The 18,224-nt window shown below is 42.7% G+C and carries 17 protein-coding genes; 2 read left to right on the top strand and 15 right to left on the bottom strand.

Annotation, left to right across the window (positions count from 1 at the left end):
- Nucleotides 1-133 precede the first annotated feature (133 nt).
- From AAEY78_RS06760 to AAEY78_RS06740, 5 genes are all read right to left on the bottom strand, one after another.
- Nucleotides 134-427 carry a hypothetical protein gene (locus tag AAEY78_RS06760; protein ID WP_352338379.1) on the bottom strand — a complete coding sequence of 98 codons (294 nt, stop codon included), beginning with the start codon at nt 425-427 and terminating at the stop codon, nt 134-136.
- 13 nt (nt 428-440) lie between these two features.
- Nucleotides 441-1,043, bottom strand: coding sequence for a M15 family metallopeptidase (locus AAEY78_RS06755; RefSeq protein ID WP_352338378.1), 603 nt, complete (start codon nt 1,041-1,043; stop codon nt 441-443).
- 74 nt (nt 1,044-1,117) lie between these two features.
- On the bottom strand, nt 1,118-2,908 hold the full coding sequence (locus AAEY78_RS06750) for a potassium/proton antiporter (protein WP_352338376.1): 1,791 nt from the start codon (nt 2,906-2,908) through the stop codon (nt 1,118-1,120).
- A 564-nt stretch (nt 2,909-3,472) separates the two neighbouring features.
- Entirely contained in the window at nt 3,473-3,811 is a 339-nt protein-coding gene (locus AAEY78_RS06745) for a RidA family protein (protein WP_352338374.1), read from the bottom strand.
- A 136-nt stretch (nt 3,812-3,947) separates the two neighbouring features.
- On the bottom strand, nt 3,948-5,210 hold the full coding sequence (locus AAEY78_RS06740) for an NAD(P)/FAD-dependent oxidoreductase (protein ID WP_352338372.1): 1,263 nt from the start codon (nt 5,208-5,210) through the stop codon (nt 3,948-3,950).
- Nucleotides 5,211-5,442: 232 nt separating this feature from the next.
- Here AAEY78_RS06740 and AAEY78_RS06735 point away from each other — a divergent pair, with 232 nt between their 5' ends.
- Nucleotides 5,443-5,787 carry a DMT family transporter gene (locus AAEY78_RS06735; RefSeq protein ID WP_352338371.1) on the top strand — a complete coding sequence of 115 codons (345 nt, stop codon included), beginning with the start codon at nt 5,443-5,445 and terminating at the stop codon, nt 5,785-5,787.
- 53 nt (nt 5,788-5,840) lie between these two features.
- On the opposite strand, the gene AAEY78_RS06730 is transcribed toward AAEY78_RS06735, so the two are convergent.
- The 8 genes from AAEY78_RS06730 to AAEY78_RS06695 all read right to left on the bottom strand — a co-directional run bounded on the left by AAEY78_RS06730 (nt 5,841) and on the right by AAEY78_RS06695 (nt 13,882).
- The gene (locus AAEY78_RS06730) at nt 5,841-6,314 is read right to left on the bottom strand and encodes a hypothetical protein (protein ID WP_352338369.1); all 474 of its coding nucleotides are present in this window, start codon (nt 6,312-6,314) and stop codon (nt 5,841-5,843) included.
- Nucleotides 6,315-6,389: 75 nt separating this feature from the next.
- Nucleotides 6,390-6,977: a histidine phosphatase family protein gene (locus AAEY78_RS06725; RefSeq protein ID WP_352338368.1), complete on the bottom strand. Its 588-nt coding sequence runs from the start codon at nt 6,975-6,977 to the stop codon at nt 6,390-6,392.
- A 58-nt stretch (nt 6,978-7,035) separates the two neighbouring features.
- Nucleotides 7,036-7,872 (bottom strand): adenosylcobinamide-GDP ribazoletransferase, encoded by an 837-nt coding sequence (cobS, locus tag AAEY78_RS06720; protein WP_352338367.1) that lies wholly within the window; start codon nt 7,870-7,872, stop codon nt 7,036-7,038.
- Nucleotides 7,872-8,960: a nicotinate-nucleotide--dimethylbenzimidazole phosphoribosyltransferase gene (gene cobT, locus AAEY78_RS06715; protein ID WP_352338366.1), complete on the bottom strand. Its 1,089-nt coding sequence runs from the start codon at nt 8,958-8,960 to the stop codon at nt 7,872-7,874. Before cobT ends, cobS begins: the two co-directional genes overlap by 1 nt.
- Nucleotides 8,961-9,112: 152 nt before the next feature.
- Nucleotides 9,113-10,534 (bottom strand): serine hydrolase domain-containing protein, encoded by a 1,422-nt coding sequence (locus AAEY78_RS06710; RefSeq protein ID WP_352338364.1) that lies wholly within the window; start codon nt 10,532-10,534, stop codon nt 9,113-9,115.
- A 134-nt stretch (nt 10,535-10,668) separates the two neighbouring features.
- Complete coding sequence (locus AAEY78_RS06705; protein WP_502943692.1) at nt 10,669-11,202, bottom strand: protein tyrosine phosphatase family protein; 534 nt, start codon at nt 11,200-11,202, stop codon at nt 10,669-10,671.
- Nucleotides 11,203-11,251: 49 nt separating this feature from the next.
- Nucleotides 11,252-12,166, bottom strand: coding sequence for a MaoC family dehydratase (locus tag AAEY78_RS06700; RefSeq protein WP_352338361.1), 915 nt, complete (start codon nt 12,164-12,166; stop codon nt 11,252-11,254).
- Between the two features lie 315 nt (nt 12,167-12,481).
- Nucleotides 12,482-13,882 carry a 3-oxoacyl-ACP reductase gene (locus AAEY78_RS06695; RefSeq protein WP_352338360.1) on the bottom strand — a complete coding sequence of 467 codons (1,401 nt, stop codon included), beginning with the start codon at nt 13,880-13,882 and terminating at the stop codon, nt 12,482-12,484.
- 624 nt (nt 13,883-14,506) lie between these two features.
- Between AAEY78_RS06695 and AAEY78_RS06690 the strand changes: the two genes are divergently transcribed.
- Nucleotides 14,507-16,423: an acetyl-CoA C-acetyltransferase gene (locus tag AAEY78_RS06690; RefSeq protein WP_352338359.1), complete on the top strand. Its 1,917-nt coding sequence runs from the start codon at nt 14,507-14,509 to the stop codon at nt 16,421-16,423.
- Between the two features lie 148 nt (nt 16,424-16,571).
- Here AAEY78_RS06690 and AAEY78_RS06685 read toward each other — a convergent pair whose 3' ends face one another.
- Together AAEY78_RS06685 and AAEY78_RS06680 are read right to left on the bottom strand one after the other, a co-directional pair.
- Nucleotides 16,572-16,919 (bottom strand): PilZ domain-containing protein, encoded by a 348-nt coding sequence (locus AAEY78_RS06685; RefSeq protein WP_352338358.1) that lies wholly within the window; start codon nt 16,917-16,919, stop codon nt 16,572-16,574.
- A 72-nt stretch (nt 16,920-16,991) separates the two neighbouring features.
- Entirely contained in the window at nt 16,992-18,119 is a 1,128-nt protein-coding gene (locus AAEY78_RS06680) for a DNA polymerase III delta subunit-related protein (protein ID WP_352338410.1), read from the bottom strand.
- Nucleotides 18,120-18,224 lie beyond the last annotated feature (105 nt).

The raw sequence follows: 18,224 nt of genomic DNA, 5'->3' as shown, positions 1-18,224 counted from the left end.
ATTTCTGACATATTGGGAGATTTTCCGGAATACATAACGAACATTAAATAGTAAAGTTAAAGGAAATCTGCTGTTGAAAAATCTATGTTAGAAATTTCAATTCGCTTCTTAAAAAGCAAAAAAACGGCACCTGTTAGATGCCGTCTTTCCTACACATGTTATTGATGAATGCTATATACCAATTTGCTTCACTATAAAATAAACAATCGTGTAGTAATAGCGCTTGAGTCAAAATCAAGCTGATAGATGCTGGACTAGCAATGACTACAAAGCATAAATAAATACAATAAGTGCCCAGCTCTTGACTGCCGTTTAGCTTTTCAAAATCCTCATCATTACGCAGACTCAACTTCGGCAGCTTCCCATTGCGTGGCACCATAAATGGCATAATTTTGTTGATTGTAACTTGCCCAAAGTGGATTGCCATAATCAAAATGCCACTATTCTGTGGGCAAATTAGTAAAGCCTACCCGCGTCATCACAGAATATAATAAGCGGCGATTATGGCAAGCAATATGCTCAGGTTGAGCTTCATAAAAATGCGTATGCGAGCGCTTGGTAGGCTCATCGAATTCTGAACCCATATCTAACCACTCACCCGTAGCTCGGTCAAAGAGCGTGATATCAACTGAACCACCAGTCAGATGCGGACTAATGAATCCGGCGCGCACCGGTGCAACAAACTGCGCGAGTAACTGCTGATGCTCGCTAGCATTTAACTGCGGATACAGTGCCCGAATAGTATCGCTAACTTCATCCTGAACCGCTTGTTGCACGTCTCGTGAGCGCCACCCGTCAAGCACCACAATACCTAAATGCTCAGGCAGTAAATCGGCAGCTTGTTGTAACCTCTCGATAACAGAACGTCTTGCCACACAAATATTAATAGCATGTGCCACATTATTAGCAAAATAAATAGGAAATTGTTTTAAGTTAGCTGTAGTCGGCACCACTTGTAATGGCTCATCAGATTCAACAATCGCAATACGTTCAAGTATCTCCCAGCTATGTTGAGCTTGCTTGGGTATTGGTTTTAATAACATGATATTCCTTATCATAATTAAAATATTAGAATTTAAAACGTTAGCTATTTATAAACATAGTTCACTCATAATGGTTAACTGACAGTTGGTAGCTTTTCTTGTTTTAGACCTATAGTTCTAAGGGTTCCCTTGGCGTCGACCTCTTTAATCACTAAAGACCATTCGTCATTAATACTCACCGTATCTCCTGAAACAGGCGCCGTATCTAAGCTTGAAACAATATATTCAGCTACGGTCTGTTGCCACATACTGGTATTCGTATTGTCCATTTTAGATTGTAATTTACCGACTAGAGATTCAGACTCCATAATACCGGTAAAGAACGGTAAATCTCCCAGCTTAACACTGGGAGATAACTGCCAATCGCCATAAAAGTCATCGATGGCTCTGCGATCTAACTTAGTATCATTGAAAATTTGCGCAATTTTACTGGCATGGTTGCCGCGCATGGCATACCAAACCGTATCGCCAAACTGTAGCTGGGTGTCTTCTTTAACCAAAATGAGTTTTTGGCGACGTACTAAGGCAAATAGGTTGATTTCATCAGAGCTGATATTGGTTGAGATGGTTTGTGGGTGCCGACCCGTAGCAAACGCGCCCGCCTTGACTTCAAACTCATAAAGCGTGATGCTAGTATTGTCAGTCACCCAAACCTCAACTTCCTCTTTTGGCTCATCATTAGCCGGAATACGGACTTTGAAAAAATCCGCCATAATAGGAATGGTCATCCCTTGCAATATAAGCGAGAGCACCACGACCCCAAATGCAATATCGAACAACATAAATGCGCCATCTACCGCTGATATTACGGGTAAAATTGCAAGAGTAATCGGCACGGCACCGCGCAGCCCGACCCATGAAATAAAGCCAATTTCGCGATCTTTAAATTTAAAAGGCTTCACACTGGTATATACAGCGATAGGTCGCGCCACCAAAATCATAAAGGCAGCAATAGCGACGGAATAATACCAAACGTTAATCACATTCGATGGTGTGACTAATAAGCCTAGTACCACAAAGAGCACCGCTTGCGATAGCCAAGCAAAGCTGTCCATCACCCGTAATACGTGCTCCGTCGAGCGCCCTTTACGGTTGCCAATCATCACGCCTGCTAAATACACCGCTAAAAATCCACTACCGCCAATTAAATTGGTGGCGGCAAAGACAGACAAGCCAGCTGACAATATCAAAATGGCATACATGCCCTCTGCCAGATGGATCTTTGGCAACAATCTGGACAATGAATAGCCAGCAAGTAAGCCCATACCCAGCCCAAAGCCAAGCTGTTGTAATAATAATCCTATAAAGCCAAAAACAGTCTGTCCAGCTGGATTCACATTGAGCGCAATCAATCCTGTGACCAATAAAATCGCTAAGGGATCGTTAGCGCCCGACTCCAACTCAAGCGTGGCTTGTACGCGGTCGTTCAATTTTACGCCGCCATTACGCAGTAGTGAAAATACGGCTGCCGCATCCGTTGAACCGACAATCGCCGCCATCAATAAGCCAATGCGCCAATCGACATCTAATAGCCAAGTGACAAAAACCCCTAGCACCAAGACGGTTGCTAATACTCCCCAAGTCGCCAAAACGATTGCAGGCTTTAGCCCGACCCGAAAAGACTGAATCGAGGTGCGCAAGCCCCCATCGAGCAAAATACAGGCGAGCGCTGCCTGCCCTACAAAATTTGCAATGCCGTATTGTGAAAATTCAATGCCTAAAATACCATCTTCACCCGCCAACATCCCAACGACCAAAAACAGCAACAACAAGGGTACGCCCAAACGGGCAGATAACGTACTTGCCATAATACTGGCGAAAATTAACAAAGCCCCTACGAGATATAAGATATTCAAAGTATCCATTTTTTTATAAACCCTATTTTTATAAACGCTATTTTTATAACTTTGTCACTCAATAACGCGTGCGGTAACCAAATGCCCAATTCCTATGGATTTTGACTATATTAAAGAACAACAGATAGGGTAATCTTTATGTCAATACTAACTAAACTGTAATGCCAAATGCGACGCCCTCCCTGACTTCCCATTCGCTATTTGAACCGCCTTATGAGGGCGACCGCTCTATTCTGCTGTTCGCGACGACCTCTATTAAAAAAGGCACTCCTTGAATAGTATATAGCGCCCCTGCTTTACTCAACCCCTTATTCAATAATAGCTGGATAAAAACCGTTGATTGCTAAACTAATTTTGATTTAACCTCTATCTTTGATGTTTCTTTGTGCTTATTAATATTGTAAATTCTAAACAATTATGTTGTAAATATATTTATGCTTAGGCTATTCTATAAGGTATCTCTAAAGGTAAGCTAACATCAAACCTTGTTAAAAAATTCATAAAAAAAGGGCAGGATAATAATTATCCTGCCCTTTTTCGCTATTTTATCGACTTATATTATCAATCTACATATTACTCAGCCGCGATGACCGTAACTTCAACCAACAATTCAGGACGAGCAAGCGCTGATTCGCCACAAGCACGGGCTGGTGGTGGCACGCCTTCAAACCATTTATCCCATACTTCATTCATCGCGGCATAATCCGACATGCTTTTTAACCAGACAGTGGCGAATAGCATTTTTGACTTATCGCTACCGGCGTCTTCGAGCAAGGCTGCAACTTTTTCTAAGCAAGTTAGCGTTTGGGCGGCGATATCATCCTCGGCATTGCCGGTTTGACCAGACAGATAAACAGTCTGATTATGAATGACAATTTTGCTCATACGTTGGTTGCTTTGCAGTTTTTGCATGGGGTTCATCCTTGTGTGTTTAATGACTATTTTAACTGATTGCGTCTAACTAATTGTTTGTAACGGATAGTGCTAACTTATATTTTTGAGGTGATATTTTAACATAATTATATTTATAAGTTATCACTCACTAGAACTATGCCTTAGAAAAACGCTGCGCATTGAATGGTTTAATATCAACCGTTAATGGTTTGTTATGAATCAGCTCTTCAACCAAGCGTCCGGTAATTGGACCTAAGGTAAAGCCTTGATGGCTGTGACCAAAGGCGAACCAGAGGTGATCATGCTTGCCAGCTGGACCAATGACCGGCTTCATATCTGGCATGCAGGGACGCGAACCCGCCCACGCTTCAGATTCGACCGCTTCATCAAGTGGCAATATCTTACGCGCTAATTTCAATACCGTGTTAAGCTGCCCAAAGTTTTTTGGTGCATCCATAGTAGTCATTTCAGCACCGGTCGTGATACGGATACCTTGCTGCATTGGACCCATGACAAAGCCTTTGTCCATATCAAACATACTGTGCTTGATGGTATTTTTACCCGTGATTTTAAAATGCTGATGATAACCGCGCATGGGAAATAATGGCAAATCATAGCCTAATGGTTTGATTAACTCATTAGACCATGGACCAGCGGCAATCACTAAATCATCACTATAAAAAGTGCCGCTATCGGTAACAATTTTCCAGCCTTTACCATCAGTCTGATTTTCAGGCGTAATTTCTTTAACGTCACTCTCTTTGATATCGCCTTGCATTTCTTGAAAGCTTTTAGCATATGCTTTAACAAGGGCACTTGGGTTCGAGACTTGCCATGAATTTAACCAATGAATTGCACCGACAAAACCATCGAAGTTAGCATTCGGCTCGAGTTTTTTTAATTGCTCAATGGTCAACACTTCATGCTCAACACCTTGCTCACGGTCTTTGTCAGCAGCCGCTATAGCCGTTTTTAAGGTGTCTTCTGAGCGATGCAGTTGTAGCCAGCCGCTACGACTGATTAGGTCTTCAGCGTTTGAGGCGGTAATGAGCGTTTGATGCTCACTGGTGCAATGCTCAATTAACGTTTGCCATTCTGCCTCGATTTGCTTAACAGATGCAGGCGCAGAGTATCGCCAGTATTGCAACAGCGCTTGGTGATAACGCAAAATAGCAGGGATACGATAGCGAATATCCGTGCCTTGGTTGGGCAGCACTCTGACCATCTCAGATATTTGACGCGGAAAAGGATGGGTATGAATGGCTTCGCGCTGAATCAATCCAGCATTACCATAGGAAGTTTCTGATCCCGGTAATTTTTTATCCAGCAGTAATACTTTAGAGCCATTTTTTTGTAGATGCCAAGCGGTCGAGGTTCCAACCATGCCAGCACCAATTACTATCACGTCGTAGCGCATAACCTATCCTTTGGATAATGGAGATATAGGAGCTAAAAAAGTTTACTTACGCATGGTAACGCGATTGGGAAAAATATAAAACCTCTATAGAACGGATTTTTTTGTTAAAGGCTACTTTTATTTATGATTGCTATGAGAGAATAACGTGAGACGTCTCGTCTCTGTATAGTGAACCTTTCAAATATTTTTCTAATTTTTAAAAAAAGACAGTTTGGCTTTGGAGCGTGATGGTATGAATCCTATTTTTATAGGCTATGGATTTTTGATGTTGGCTATTATTTGTGAAATCATGGCAACGACATTATTGGTGAAGTCTGAGCAATTTACCCGCTTGATACCAACGCTTATGATGGCGGGATTATATATAGTCTCTTTCTACTTTTTATCCCAAACCCTTAAAACCATTCCTTTGGGCATTGCCTATGCGATTTGGGGCGGTATTGGTATTGTGTTGACGGCGATTATCGGCACGGTGATATTTAAACAAACGGTTGATGCCGGAGCCGTGGCTGGAATTGCTTTGATTGTCAGCGGGGTGATTGTGATTAATGTGTTTTCAAATACGGTTGGGCATTAATAACAGTAACTTATAAGACAGTTTATATTTTTAGCGTAGAGACGACTTTCTCGCTATAGGCAGCGCATCATTTCAATAACTGTATTATCTGAACCTAAATATAGTGTGCCATTGACAATTTTATAGTCAAATTTTCCGACATGTTTATTAGACAATTGATCATCCTCGCCCATCTCAAAAGCGATAGAGAGTGACTGACCTGAAATATGAGTGGGTGTATACTTGCTATAAGATATTGGATACTCATCATAGCTGTCTTCCCAATAGGAAACGCCCGTCAGTCGCTGTGCATCCACGTTGAAGTCAACAAAAAACGAGGTGTCTTGCTCACCACCATTGTCGCATAAATCTTTTAGTATCGTTTTATTAAGCTTTTGTTTAGTAGAGTGTATTCCTGCCCATTTACCGATGAATGCTCTGGGAATAGGCTTTACATTAGATATAGGGCTGGCATGGGTAAAACAGGTAGCAGATGATAATAGTAAGAATGCAGCTAGGCTTATCCGTGTACAACGATAAAAAGACATATAAATTCCTTTTAAAAATTAGTGCTTTATATTTATAGGGTACTTACAATTATTTAACTAATAGCAAATCTAGCTTTATACATTTCTTGCATATTTAAAAATACTCAACTGATTATAAGCCACAGGAGCAGACCATTCTGTTGCCAGCTGCGGCACTGGATTACCAGCTGCAATCATCTTAGCCGCAGTAATCCAGCCGGCATGACCGACTGCTAATATAGATGACGATTTAGATACCGTTAATAAGTCATTTTTCTCAGTATTATGGGTGCTTAACCAAGTAGCAACTCGTTCAAATAACTGTTGCAGACTTTCACCGTTATCAGGGGTAAAATCAGCAAAATTATCGCACCACGTATCGATGTCTTCTTTACTAATTTTTTCCCATGATTGCCCATCCCAAGCGCCAAAATTAATCTCAGTCAGTTCTGGCGCGACATGGCAAATAAAGCCGCGCTGGATTAATAATTGACCGACTTTAAATGAACGTTGTAAGGGGCTGACCCAAATGACTTTTGGCAATTGATAGACACGCACAAAGCGCTCAATGTGATGCGCCAAGCGTTTTAATTTTCGCCTATCGACACCCATGTCGGTATGCCCAAGACAAATACCAGCAGAAGCCAACGGCTTAGGATGTCGCCAGATATACAAAGTCGTCATTAATCAAACTACTCTTATAATAGTGTATTTAAATAGCTGACCTTTAAATAGCGTGTATTTAAATAAAAGGAATAGTTGCAGCAAGCCCGGCATAAATAGCCACTTCGCTCAACTGCTGGGTCGCACCCAATCCATCACCAGTATAGCCATACAAACGTCGGCGTAATAATCGGCGCATATAATCGGTAGCGATTAAGGCGAGCATTAAGGCAAGCATCCAGTGCCAAATGCCCAGTTGACGCATGGTATCAGGGAACATTATCAATACTAATACCCCACCTAGCACCAGCCAGCCACTGGCAATCACGGCTTGTAATGGCGTGAGCTGCTGAGCCATTGGCTTGGCTTTGGCGTGTTCAATCTCACCACCGTAAGGCAGCATGGCAATTAAGCTAATAGACAATAAGCGTGAGGCACTGTGCCCGATAATCAGCGCCACTAACGCGGTGGTCATTGGCATTGAGGCTAATAAAGTAATCTTAATTAATAATGCACTGACCAATCCTAACGTACCATAAGTGCCTAAACGCGAATCCTTCATAATCGTTAAGGTGCGCGCGCGGTTCAAACCGCCTCCCAGCCCGTCACAACTATCAGCAAGCCCATCTTCATGAAACGCGCCAGTCAGCTTAATACTAAATACTGTACTTAGCACTGCTGCCACCAATGGCGTAAATATCATACAGGTAAGCCAAAACACTAGGCTACAAAGTAAGCCAACCAGTAACCCAACCGCTGGGAAATGGCGGCTACTTTGGTGTAGCCATTGTGGTTGGTAATTGGTAAATTCAGGCACTGGTATGCGGGTTAAAAACTGAATCGCAACCAGTAGTAAACGATACTCATATTTTAACCCTTGCCATAGCCTTTGCCCTAACGAGTGAGGGTATGCCATTAGCTGTTTTGCTCACTGTTTTGCTCACTAATGCCAGCATCACTAAAGCTTGCCATCTCATTAATGATCGCACACGCAGACTGCAATAACGGATAAGCCAACGCCGCCCCACTACCTTCACCCAAGCGCATATGTAAGTGCAATAGTGGCGTTGCATGTAACAATTGCAACAGATGCTCATGACCTGGTTCCGCTGAATGATGCGCAAAAACCGCATACTGACGGACACCTGGCACCAAATGCTCAGCAACCAGTAAGGCAATAGTAGCAATAAAGCCATCTATTAATAAAATCTGGCGCTGACTTGCTGCTTGTATCAGTGCCCCAACCATCATAGCAATCTCAAGCCCGCCCAATGCGGCGAGCGCTGCAAATGGCGTTATGGCATCTGCATGGCGCGCCAAAACTTGCGTTAATATCTGCTCTTTACGTAGTAATCCGGCATCATCTAGACCCGTACCGCGACCAATACACTGACCAATCGGCAACTGCCCCAATCTTGCCAGTAGCAAGCTTGCCGCTGAGGTATTACCAATACCCATCTCCCCAACGATAAGTAAGTTACCATCCAGCTGCTTAGCGACTTCCATACCATTATTGAGCGCGCGCAAGCACTCTTCATCTGTCATGGCGACTTCTGTGAGCGCATCACGGCTGCCATGGCGCACTTTATAATTCAGTAATTGCGGATAATTTTTGAGATGAGGATTGCTTTCAAAATGAGCAGGGTCAAAGTCAGTAGCAACCCCAGCATCGACTACCTTTAATTCAATATTATGCTGACGCGCCAACACATTAATGGCTGCACCACCTTGTAAAAAATTCAGTACCATCTGCGCGGTAACAGCGCTAGGAAACGCTGATGTACCATGCACCGCCAAGCCATGATCAGCAGCAAAAACCCGAATCTGCGGCTTTGTAATCTGCGGCGCAGTCGTTCCTTGAATCAAACCAATTTGCAGCGCCAAGGTTTCTAGTCGTCCCAGTGCGCCCAATGGCTTGGTTTTTAAATCTATAATCTGCTGTAATTGCTGGCGTAATTCGCTATCTTCTATATTGGCGATTGCTGGTGCTATAAATGTACTCAAAAGGAAATATCCTAATATGGTTAATAAAGTGAGGGATAAACAATAACGGCAATATCAGCGGTATTATAGGCTGGTATTTTTTATTCAGCCGATATTTTTATCATTAAAAAATAGTATTTAACAATACTCTCGTTATTTTGCAATCATAATTGCTATTGCGCTAATGCCTCGTCAACCATGCTCAATACGGTTTCCGTCAAAGCAAATTGGCGAATATCATTAAGCATGGTCACATCAAAATTATGGACAAAGGCAAACGATAATTGCCGTGCAGGGTCACACCATGCTACCGAGCCGTTATAGCCCATATGCCCAAATGCTTTCGGTTGCTGATGTTGATGTTGATAGTTATTGTCATCTAAATTTCGAGATAATTGTACTAAACGATGATAACCCAAGCGCCAGTCCATATGAGTGGGCATGACCGCATCCATACCCGATACTTGCAGGGTAGATAATTTAGCAAACGTTACCGCATCAATCAGCGTTTTCCCTTGCCACGTGCCACCATTTGCCAGCATCGCATAAATCGTTGCTAAAGCTTGCGCTGATGCCACGCCATTGACCGCTGGCAAGACCGCTTGTAGTGTCTGCTTATCATAGTAATCAATGGGCACAGGGCTATTTGGCATCAATGCGGCTTTATAATTTTTTAAATTTAGCGCGCTATGATTAAAATACAAGCGACTAATCTGCGTGGTATTTAATGACGTATCAAGTGCCGCTATGTTTTGCTCAGCAGCATACTGTTGCCAGCGGGTATAAATGGGCAATGTGGTATAAGTCTGCAAAGTTGCTACCGAGTCCGCTTTTAATACGGGCTTATTACGTTTACTGCGCCGAATACTAGGGTTTGTATTAGCATCATTATTAACACTATCGCCAGCAGCTTCTAATAGCTCATTATCAAAATTCTTTACCAGCGTTGCCACCTGACCTACTTTTTCAGCGGGAACACCGAAATAACAGCTGTCTGCAATCCCAAGCGGCTCGGTTAAATAATGGCGCAATGCGTTAGCCAGCGTCATATGTGTCACAGACTCTATCAAGCCACCAAGTACCCAGCCATAGATTAATGCACTATAAGCACTGTCATAACGCTCGGCATTATCAGGTTTTGTGACTGGCATAGCGGCAACTTTTGCCACCATGTTATGCCAATCGAGCATAGTTTCAGTATCGATATCGATGCTAGTAATGGCAAATAGATTGGCTTGATGCGACAGTACCTCACGTAAGGTTATCTCAGCTTTGCCATTCGCGGCAAATGCTGTCCAATACTGTGCAATCGGTAACTCATAATCCAGCAGATTTTGTGATACTAAAACATGAATCAATGTTGCTAACACGCCTTTACCCGTAGAAAAATTCAGCGACAAGGTATCAGGCTGCCATGGCATATTCACTTGCGCCATGCCGACACTTGCCTGCGCAATACATTGCCCTGCTTGATAAACCATCAACGCACCACCAGCAGGTGCATCGTCTAATTGTAACTGGGACAATATTGTTTGCAAACGTGACTCAAGCGGATTATTGCGATGACTATTATTATTGTTATTGTGGTTTGTCATTGACTGCCTCGTGTTTGGTAAATAAATACATAACTGATATGAAAAAAACAGGCAACCTTATGGTCGCCTGTCGCTATCACTAAAATCGGTATCACTAAAAAAATCATTAAAAAATGTGCTTACCCATTTTATCTCTAACGTGGAACGAGCAGGCGATTATGCACTTCTTGCTCAAGGGTCGTCAAACCGTGACTACGACCACGTTCCATCGCCGTCTCTATTTTACGCCCACGTAGCCAGCCTGCGCGCAGGGCAATGGCTGCACCTGCACGGTTACCCGACTTACAATGCAAAGCTACTTTTTTACCATGATATTGACGTAATAAACCATCAAACGCCAGTATTTTTACCTGTTTCAAGTCATCAGCGCCGCTGATAGGTAGCTGCTCATATTCCATACCTGCCTTTGTGACCGCTGCCGCTTCGTCAAAGCTTAGCTCATCATTTGGCTGAAAATTAATGACAACATCAACACCTGCTGTTGCCAATGCGGCCACTTTTTCCTCATCAAGTGCACCGCAAACAATGGTTTGCTCTTCAGGACGAAAATAAGGATTTAAGACAGTGGCAAGATCAATACCGTTATCTGTCTCAACAATGTCATTACTAGTCTTTTGTTTGTTATCATTACTTTCACTATTGGTTACATCTTGGCTATTTTTAATCATAATCGTCATTCTAATAAGTGAGTATAAATAGTTAAGGCTACAGCTTAAGTTACTTATTATTGCTTAATAATTTAATCATACCAATCAAATGGGGTTTATCGTTCTTAGCGCTATACAAGCCAAAATGACAGCTATCCTCGATGCTCTCAAGCTTCGATACTGGTTCTGCAATCAGCTCAACCTCAGAAGGTAAAAAGATAGGCAGCTTAAAGGCAACATTAACGGTACAAGCATCGGGCAACTCGCCCATCAATCCCAAACATTTGGCTTTAGACCACATGCCATGCGCAATAGCTTTTGGAAAACCAAAGGCACGTGCAGATAACGGGTGCAAATGGATAAGATTAAAATCGCCTGAGACAAAGGCATAACGGCGACCGATATCTTCTGGCACCTCAAAGACATTATGCACACCTTTTTCATCAACCATTGGCTTGACAGTAACTGTGCGCGGTTTGCTCTTGTCACTACTGGTTTGTGCGGTTTTAGCACGTGCCAAGTAAGTTGATGTGCCTTCCCAAATGATATCGTCTTGCGACTTAACCGTGGTCACAAAGTCAAACTGCTGACCTTGTGTATGGTCACGCAAATTAGCAAAAGCCACTGACATATTGACAGTTTCGCGCTCGCCAATCGGGCGATACTGGGTCACACTGTTATCAACATGAACCAAGCCCAGCATAGTAAACGGGAAAGCTTCTTTCACCATCATATTCATCTGTAACGCTTGTGAGAGCACCGCAAAATAGGTAATCGGCACCTTACCATTATCTGCAAAGCCGCAAATCTTACGATAATCACTCAGATTACTTTCATCAATATGCAGATTATCTACAAAATAAGTGGCTTGCGGTAAGGCATCTTTATCGACTTTTGAGCTATCACCAATAGGCAATAAACTTTTGATAATATTGGCATAAGTAGTGTGCGCTTTGGGTAACGCATCAAAGTGTTTATCTGACATAGAGCTATCCTAAATAAGGCTGGCACGAGTTTTTGAGGTAGAGGCTGGCAGTTCTTTATTTTACAGTATTTTGTTAGCTATTTGCGACGCTGCTTTGTTAAAACAGGTTATTAATAATAGTAATTGAAACACAATGTTATAACATTAATTTTAACCAATACAGCAGTGAAATAAAGACAGCAATTATTGGTTACTAAAGTATATAGTTTTATCATAAAGAAGCTGCCCAAAGGCAGCTTCTTTATGATTTATATATGAGTCTTACTTTGCAACTAGCAGCGGCTGTTTAACCAAAATATAGCACTGATTCGGTAATTAAGCGCCAAGTAAGCTTTGACCACATACGCGCACTGTATTGCCATTTAGCCCGCCAGAAGCAGGAGATGCCAACCAAGCAATGGTTTCAGCAACATCAATCGGCAGACCGCCTTGGCTCATGGAATTCATACGGCGACCTGCTTCACGAATGGCAAACGGAATGGCTTCAGTCATTTGCGTTTCGATAAATCCTGGTGCAACGGCATTAATGATCATGCCATTATCATTATCCGCCAATTGCTTAGCAGTGGCATCCACAAGCCCAATCACGCCCGCTTTTGAAGTAGCATAATTGGTTTGCCCTAAATTACCTGCAATACCTGATATTGAAGAAACGCAAACGATACGCGCATCCGCTTTTAACACATAATGGTCGAACAAATAGCGATTTATTTTAGCAATACTGGCTAAATTAATATTGAGCACCATATCCCACTTTTGTTCATCCATATTTGCTAATGTCTTATCGCGTGTGACCCCTGCATTATGGATAACCGCATCTAAACCGCCACGTTTTTCAGCGGCATCAGCAATCTGCTTGCCAGCGTCTTCACTGGTGATATCGACCATTAATGTTGAACCACTAATTTCTCCGGCTACTTTTTGTAAATCCGCTTGCTGCTGTGGCACATCCAAACAAATCACATGCGCGCCTTCACGGGCTAACACGCGAGCAATTGCCTCACCAATACCGCGACTTGCGCCGGTGACCAGCATGGTTTTTCCGCCTAAAGGCTGTGCCCAATCAACTGCAACTTCTGCGCCTGCTTGTACGCGCACTACTTGACCTGACACATAAGCTGAACGGGCTGAAGTAAAAAAGCGTAATGTTGAATCTAGATTTTGCTCAGCGCCTGCGCTCACATAAATAAGCTGGGCGGTGATACCTCGTTTGAACTCTTTACCAACAGATTTTACAAAGCCTTCAAGCGCTCGCTGCGCTAAAGCTGCATCAATATCCGCTTCTTCTTCTGGCGGACGCCCAATAACAATGACGCGACCTGATTTTTCCACGCGGCGTGCCACCTGATGAAAGAATTCATATACCTGCTTTAAATCATCAACATTACGCACATTGCTGGCATCAAATAGCAAAACTTTAAATTTATCTTCAGTATTCGTATTGGCTTTGGCTTCAATACCCGCATCAGCAAGGGCATCTTTGACATTATCATCATTATTAATAAACACTTCTGCATGCAATTCAGACAAAATCCGTGCTACTGATGTCCCCACGCGTTTGTCCTCCCCAGTCGCTGAACCGATAAGCACACTACCCCGCACCAAAGGCTGACCGCTCTCAAAGCGATCTAGAGTAACCGGTAAAGGTAAACCTAGATTTTTTGCAACCTTTTTACCAATAGAGGACTGAACAAAATCACCATAACGGTCTGACATAAGAAAATCCTATTAATATGAGTAAAATAAAATATGATAGAAATAAATAGTTTTTAAACGGTTACTAAAATGTTATTAAGGCTATATGACGTAATGATTATAAGTTTCTAAAACATGCTGCATTAGATGAATTTGGTAAGTAAATGCTATGTTTAAAGCCCAGCTCAATACCACTTAAACGGCAATTAGTTGCTCATCTCTAAACACATTTAACTATACACGTCCAAACTTGCCCTGTCCAAAAATCTATAAAGTCCATATAAATGTGTATACCAGCAGTCTACGCCAACCTCTTTATGACTTATTGAAATGACACGACCATATGCTAGAATCGAAGATAGATATAGGTTATGGCTTTGATATATAGCGATAACTATATATTATCAAATATCAAAAAATCCGAGCGGTATAAATAAGACTGGTGAGTCTTATCAAACTTATTTAATATTTTTAGCTGTCGTGTAACCCAACCCTTTACGCAAATCAATACAGGAGTTAGCTGATTGCTAAAGACATACAATAATGTCCTACAAACGGCTTAGGATAAGCCCGCAACTTGCTATATATTGATACCACCTTTGATTCACAATTTGTCTTTTTATAGACTTTTTTAAGGATAATATAATGAGTAACGATAACAAAAATGCTAAAAGCCCAGTTGTAGATAGTGTTGTGGTAAAGACCAGCGATACTAGAGAGAGCCAAGACATTCTAAGCGCAACTACTAAACCGTCTAACGATGAGCAGCTCGATTCTTTTGCTGAGTTAAAAAAAGCCACCGATATCGTCGATGCAGATGGCAATCCAGTTACCAATCAAGAACAAAGCGAACAGGCACAGAAAAAAGCCAAAATTAAAGCTGACTTGCTAAGTGAAGCCAAGCAGGAAAGTGATATGGATGAGCTTGACGTCACTGAGAGCACGACTAAGAACGCCGATGCTACTAAAGATAAAGCGCCAAGTGATAAATCTGCAAGCAATATTAATAAAGAGGCTGCCAAAGCCAGTCCAGCTAAAAAATCAGCAAAAGTAAGTGCTGCCAAGACTGACAGCAAAGACAGCAAAGACAGCAAAGACAGCAAAGACAGCAAAGACAGCAAAGACAGCAAAGACAGCAAAGACAGCAAAAAAGAGGATAGCGCCCCTATTAAAGAAAGTGCAGCTACCGTTACCAATAACGAGAAGAAAACTGAAAAAACAACCAAATCTGACGAACCTAGTAAAGCTACTAAAGCAATCAGCAACAGTAAATCAGCAACCGGTCAGCATCGCGTCGCCATCTTAGGTGGTAACCGTATTCCTTTTGCTCGCTCAAATGGTGCATATGCGGACGCCAGCAACATTGACATGCTAACTGCTGCGTTAAATGGCTTAATTGAACGCTACAATCTACAAAATGAAAAAGTCGGTGAAGTTGTCGCTGGTGCGGTCATGAAGCTCAGCCGCGACATTAACTTGACTCGCGAAGCTGCGCTAAATACTGCGTTAGACCCACATACACCTACTTATGATATCTCGCAAGCTTGTGGTACTGGTCTACAAGCTACCTTTGCATCCGCTAATAAAATTGCACTTGGCATCATTGATTCTGCCATTACAGGCGGTGTGGATACCACATCCGATGCGCCTATTGCCATTGGTGATGGTTTACGCAAAGTAATGATTAAGCTGGGTGCGGCAAAGAACAACAAGCAACGTTTGCAAGCGCTTATGAGCCTAAACCCTACTGACTTAATCGATACCCCGCAAAATGGCGAGCCACGTACCGGTCTATCAATGGGTGACCATCAAGCCATTACTGCGCTTGAATGGAATATCAGTCGCGAAGACCAAGATGAGCTGGCGTTTAATAGCCATAAAAACCTAGCACGCGCGTATGATGAAGGCTTCTTTGATGACTTAATAACCCCTTATAAAGGCTTAACGCGCGACAATAACTTGCGTCCAGATTCCACTCTAGAAAAATTGGGCAAGCTCAAACCAGTATTTGGTAAGCACAACGCCAATCCAACCATGACCGCTGCCAACTCAACCCCACTTACTGATGGTGCTTCATGTGTGCTCTTAGGTAATGACGACTGGGCAGCCGCACATGGTCTTAAGCCATTGGCATATATTGTGCATCAAGAAACGGCAGCGATTGACTTTATTGGTAAGTCTGGTGATAAAGAAGGGCTGTTGATGGCACCTGCTTATGCCGTACCACGTATGCTGGCGCGCGCAGGCTTAAGCTTGCAGGATTTTGATTTTTATGAGATTCATGAAGCCTTTGCCTCACAAGTATTATCGACATTAGCGGCATGGGAAGATGAGAGTTTCTGTCAAGAGCGTTTGGGTCTTGATGCCCCATTAGGCGCAATTGATCGCAGCAAGCTCAACGTAAATGGCTCTTCACTAGCAGCAGGTCATCCGTTTGCTGCAACAGGTGCACGTATCTTAGCCACTGCTGCAAAAATGCTTGATCAAAAAGGCTCAGGTCGCGCACTGATTTCTATCTGTGCAGCTGGCGGTCAAGGCGTTACTTGTATCTTAGAAAAATAAAGCGCTACGTACAGCTTCTAATATCGTGACGATTGTAATAAAAACGCCCTTTAATCTTTGGATTAGAGGGCGTTTTTGTATTTGATAATAAACTTGTAGATAGATAGAAAACGGTTATCACGTATAAAGCTTAGCAATAGTATGAAACTTACATAGTATAAGTGGGTTGCTGCCCATCGACTTTTCCCGCCAATAAGCGCTCAATTTCACTTTTGATTTTTCGCCCCATATCATCCACACTCATTTGCACGGCAAAACCTGCTGGGCGATTGGCTTGGGCACGATGATTAATCCACACCACTTTTCCATTCATCGGCAATCGTTCACTAGAATTGGGCAAAGTAATGGCAATAAATACCTCATCACCAAGCTGTTGGACGCGGCTGGTCGGTACAAATAGGGCGCCATTTTCCACAAAAGGTAGATAGCTGGCATATAGGGTCGCGATATCTTCGATATGACAAGTGAGAATCCCACCACGTCCGGGCATTGCCATAATCAGCTCCTTACAAAGCAGGTGAAACAGAGGATGTAAGTTAAGAATAAATAAATTCGGTATTTTAAAGCGCTATAACTGAGCCAATTGCTGCATCAGCTTATCATAGGCATATTTTTCTTGCACATTTTGTTGTAATGCGACTTTTATCTGCTGCAAGCTGCCTGACAGTGCATCTAAAGCGTTGCTACTAGGCTGATTATTAGCAAGAGCAACTTTTAGCTCAATGTCTTTTTGTTGACTCTCAAACCCAACACCCAAACGCTGAATATCAAGCAGCATGGTTTCTGTCAGTTGGATAAATTCTTGAATGCTTAGCTGTGATTGCCAGTAATCACTTGCCGCAATACTACTGCGCTTGCCTTGCTTTAATGCTTGCCACGTGGTCAGCCACAACGCGCGCTTGCTATACCAGTCTGCCTGCGCTAACTCTATCGCCGCTAAAGGTGCCCCGTTTGCCATTTGCAACAATTGCTCAATTTGGCTAGGGCTTACGGCTTCACGATGAATAGTGCTACCCAGTGCATGAGTCACATAGTCGCGAGCAAGCGTAGGCTCAATAGATTGTAACGGTAGCTGCTGCACGCGACTTTTAATCGTTGGCAGCAGTTTGGCAGGACTATCACTGATTAAAAATAAATGAACTTGTGCTTGCGGCTCCTCTAATGTTTTAAGGAGCGCATTGGCAGCAGCAATGGTCATTTGCTCGGCGTGATCCAACACGCAAATACGCATGCCCTGACCGCCTTGATAAATAAACGGCTGTAAGGCACGAATATCATCTATCTTGGTTGTTAATGAAACTTTAACTGTTGTTTTTGACGCTTGATTAGAGCTTTTTGACGTACTTGCCGTCTTAGTTTTATTGCTACTTTTTAGCGCTTCATGGCTGTCATGAGTAGCGGCATTCATTGGCATACTTATAATTGGTAACACTTGTAGACTTGGATGCGTTCCTGACTTTAACCACTGGCAGCTTTCACAGTTGCCACATGCACTAAGTGGAGACTGTTCACGATTGCGGCACAACAACCACGCAACCAAACGCCACACAAACGCGCGCTTACCCATCCCCTGCATACCTGCAGCAAGCAAAGCATGAGGTAATGATTGCGCTGGTGCCAAAACGCGTGCGGTCAGCTGCGACCACAAAGTTTGCTGCCATGGCAATAGCGGTGCAAAATAAATACTGTCAGTCATCTCATTCAATATATTGCCTTACGATTTTTTAGACAGTTTAAAATCAATTATTACGTGATATCTTATTTTAAAATATTGAGGCTATTTTAACTGATTGAACATTTA

Origin of the sequence: Psychrobacter sp. 16-MNA-CIBAN-0192 (genome assembly GCF_040309565.1) — a bacterium.
GTDB lineage: Bacteria > Pseudomonadota > Gammaproteobacteria > Pseudomonadales > Moraxellaceae > Psychrobacter.
This window is presented reverse-complemented; position numbering and strand designations above follow the sequence as displayed.

Coding starts and splice junctions, on each gene's coding strand:
- AAEY78_RS06745 (WP_352338374.1), bottom strand. CDS start 3,811: ATGCAAAAACTGCAAAGCAACCAACGTATGAGCAAAATTGTCATTCAT.
- AAEY78_RS06735 (WP_352338371.1), top strand. CDS start 5,443: ATGAATCCTATTTTTATAGGCTATGGATTTTTGATGTTGGCTATTATT.
- AAEY78_RS06740 (WP_352338372.1), bottom strand. CDS start 5,210: ATGCGCTACGACGTGATAGTAATTGGTGCTGGCATGGTTGGAACCTCG.
- AAEY78_RS06690 (WP_352338359.1), top strand. CDS start 14,507: ATGAGTAACGATAACAAAAATGCTAAAAGCCCAGTTGTAGATAGTGTT.
- AAEY78_RS06725 (WP_352338368.1), bottom strand. CDS start 6,977: ATGACGACTTTGTATATCTGGCGACATCCTAAGCCGTTGGCTTCTGCT.
- AAEY78_RS06695 (WP_352338360.1), bottom strand. CDS start 13,882: ATGTCAGACCGTTATGGTGATTTTGTTCAGTCCTCTATTGGTAAAAAG.
- AAEY78_RS06755 (WP_352338378.1), bottom strand. CDS start 1,043: ATGTTATTAAAACCAATACCCAAGCAAGCTCAACATAGCTGGGAGATA.
- AAEY78_RS06680 (WP_352338410.1), bottom strand. CDS start 18,119: ATGACTGACAGTATTTATTTTGCACCGCTATTGCCATGGCAGCAAACT.
- AAEY78_RS06710 (WP_352338364.1), bottom strand. CDS start 10,534: ATGACAAACCACAATAACAATAATAATAGTCATCGCAATAATCCGCTT.
- AAEY78_RS06685 (WP_352338358.1), bottom strand. CDS start 16,919: ATGGCAATGCCCGGACGTGGTGGGATTCTCACTTGTCATATCGAAGAT.
- AAEY78_RS06705 (WP_502943692.1), bottom strand. CDS start 11,202: ATGATTAAAAATAGCCAAGATGTAACCAATAGTGAAAGTAATGATAAC.
- AAEY78_RS06760 (WP_352338379.1), bottom strand. CDS start 427: ATGGCAATCCACTTTGGGCAAGTTACAATCAACAAAATTATGCCATTT.
- cobS (WP_352338367.1), bottom strand. CDS start 7,872: ATGGCATACCCTCACTCGTTAGGGCAAAGGCTATGGCAAGGGTTAAAA.
- AAEY78_RS06750 (WP_352338376.1), bottom strand. CDS start 2,908: ATGGATACTTTGAATATCTTATATCTCGTAGGGGCTTTGTTAATTTTC.
- AAEY78_RS06730 (WP_352338369.1), bottom strand. CDS start 6,314: ATGTCTTTTTATCGTTGTACACGGATAAGCCTAGCTGCATTCTTACTA.
- AAEY78_RS06700 (WP_352338361.1), bottom strand. CDS start 12,166: ATGTCAGATAAACACTTTGATGCGTTACCCAAAGCGCACACTACTTAT.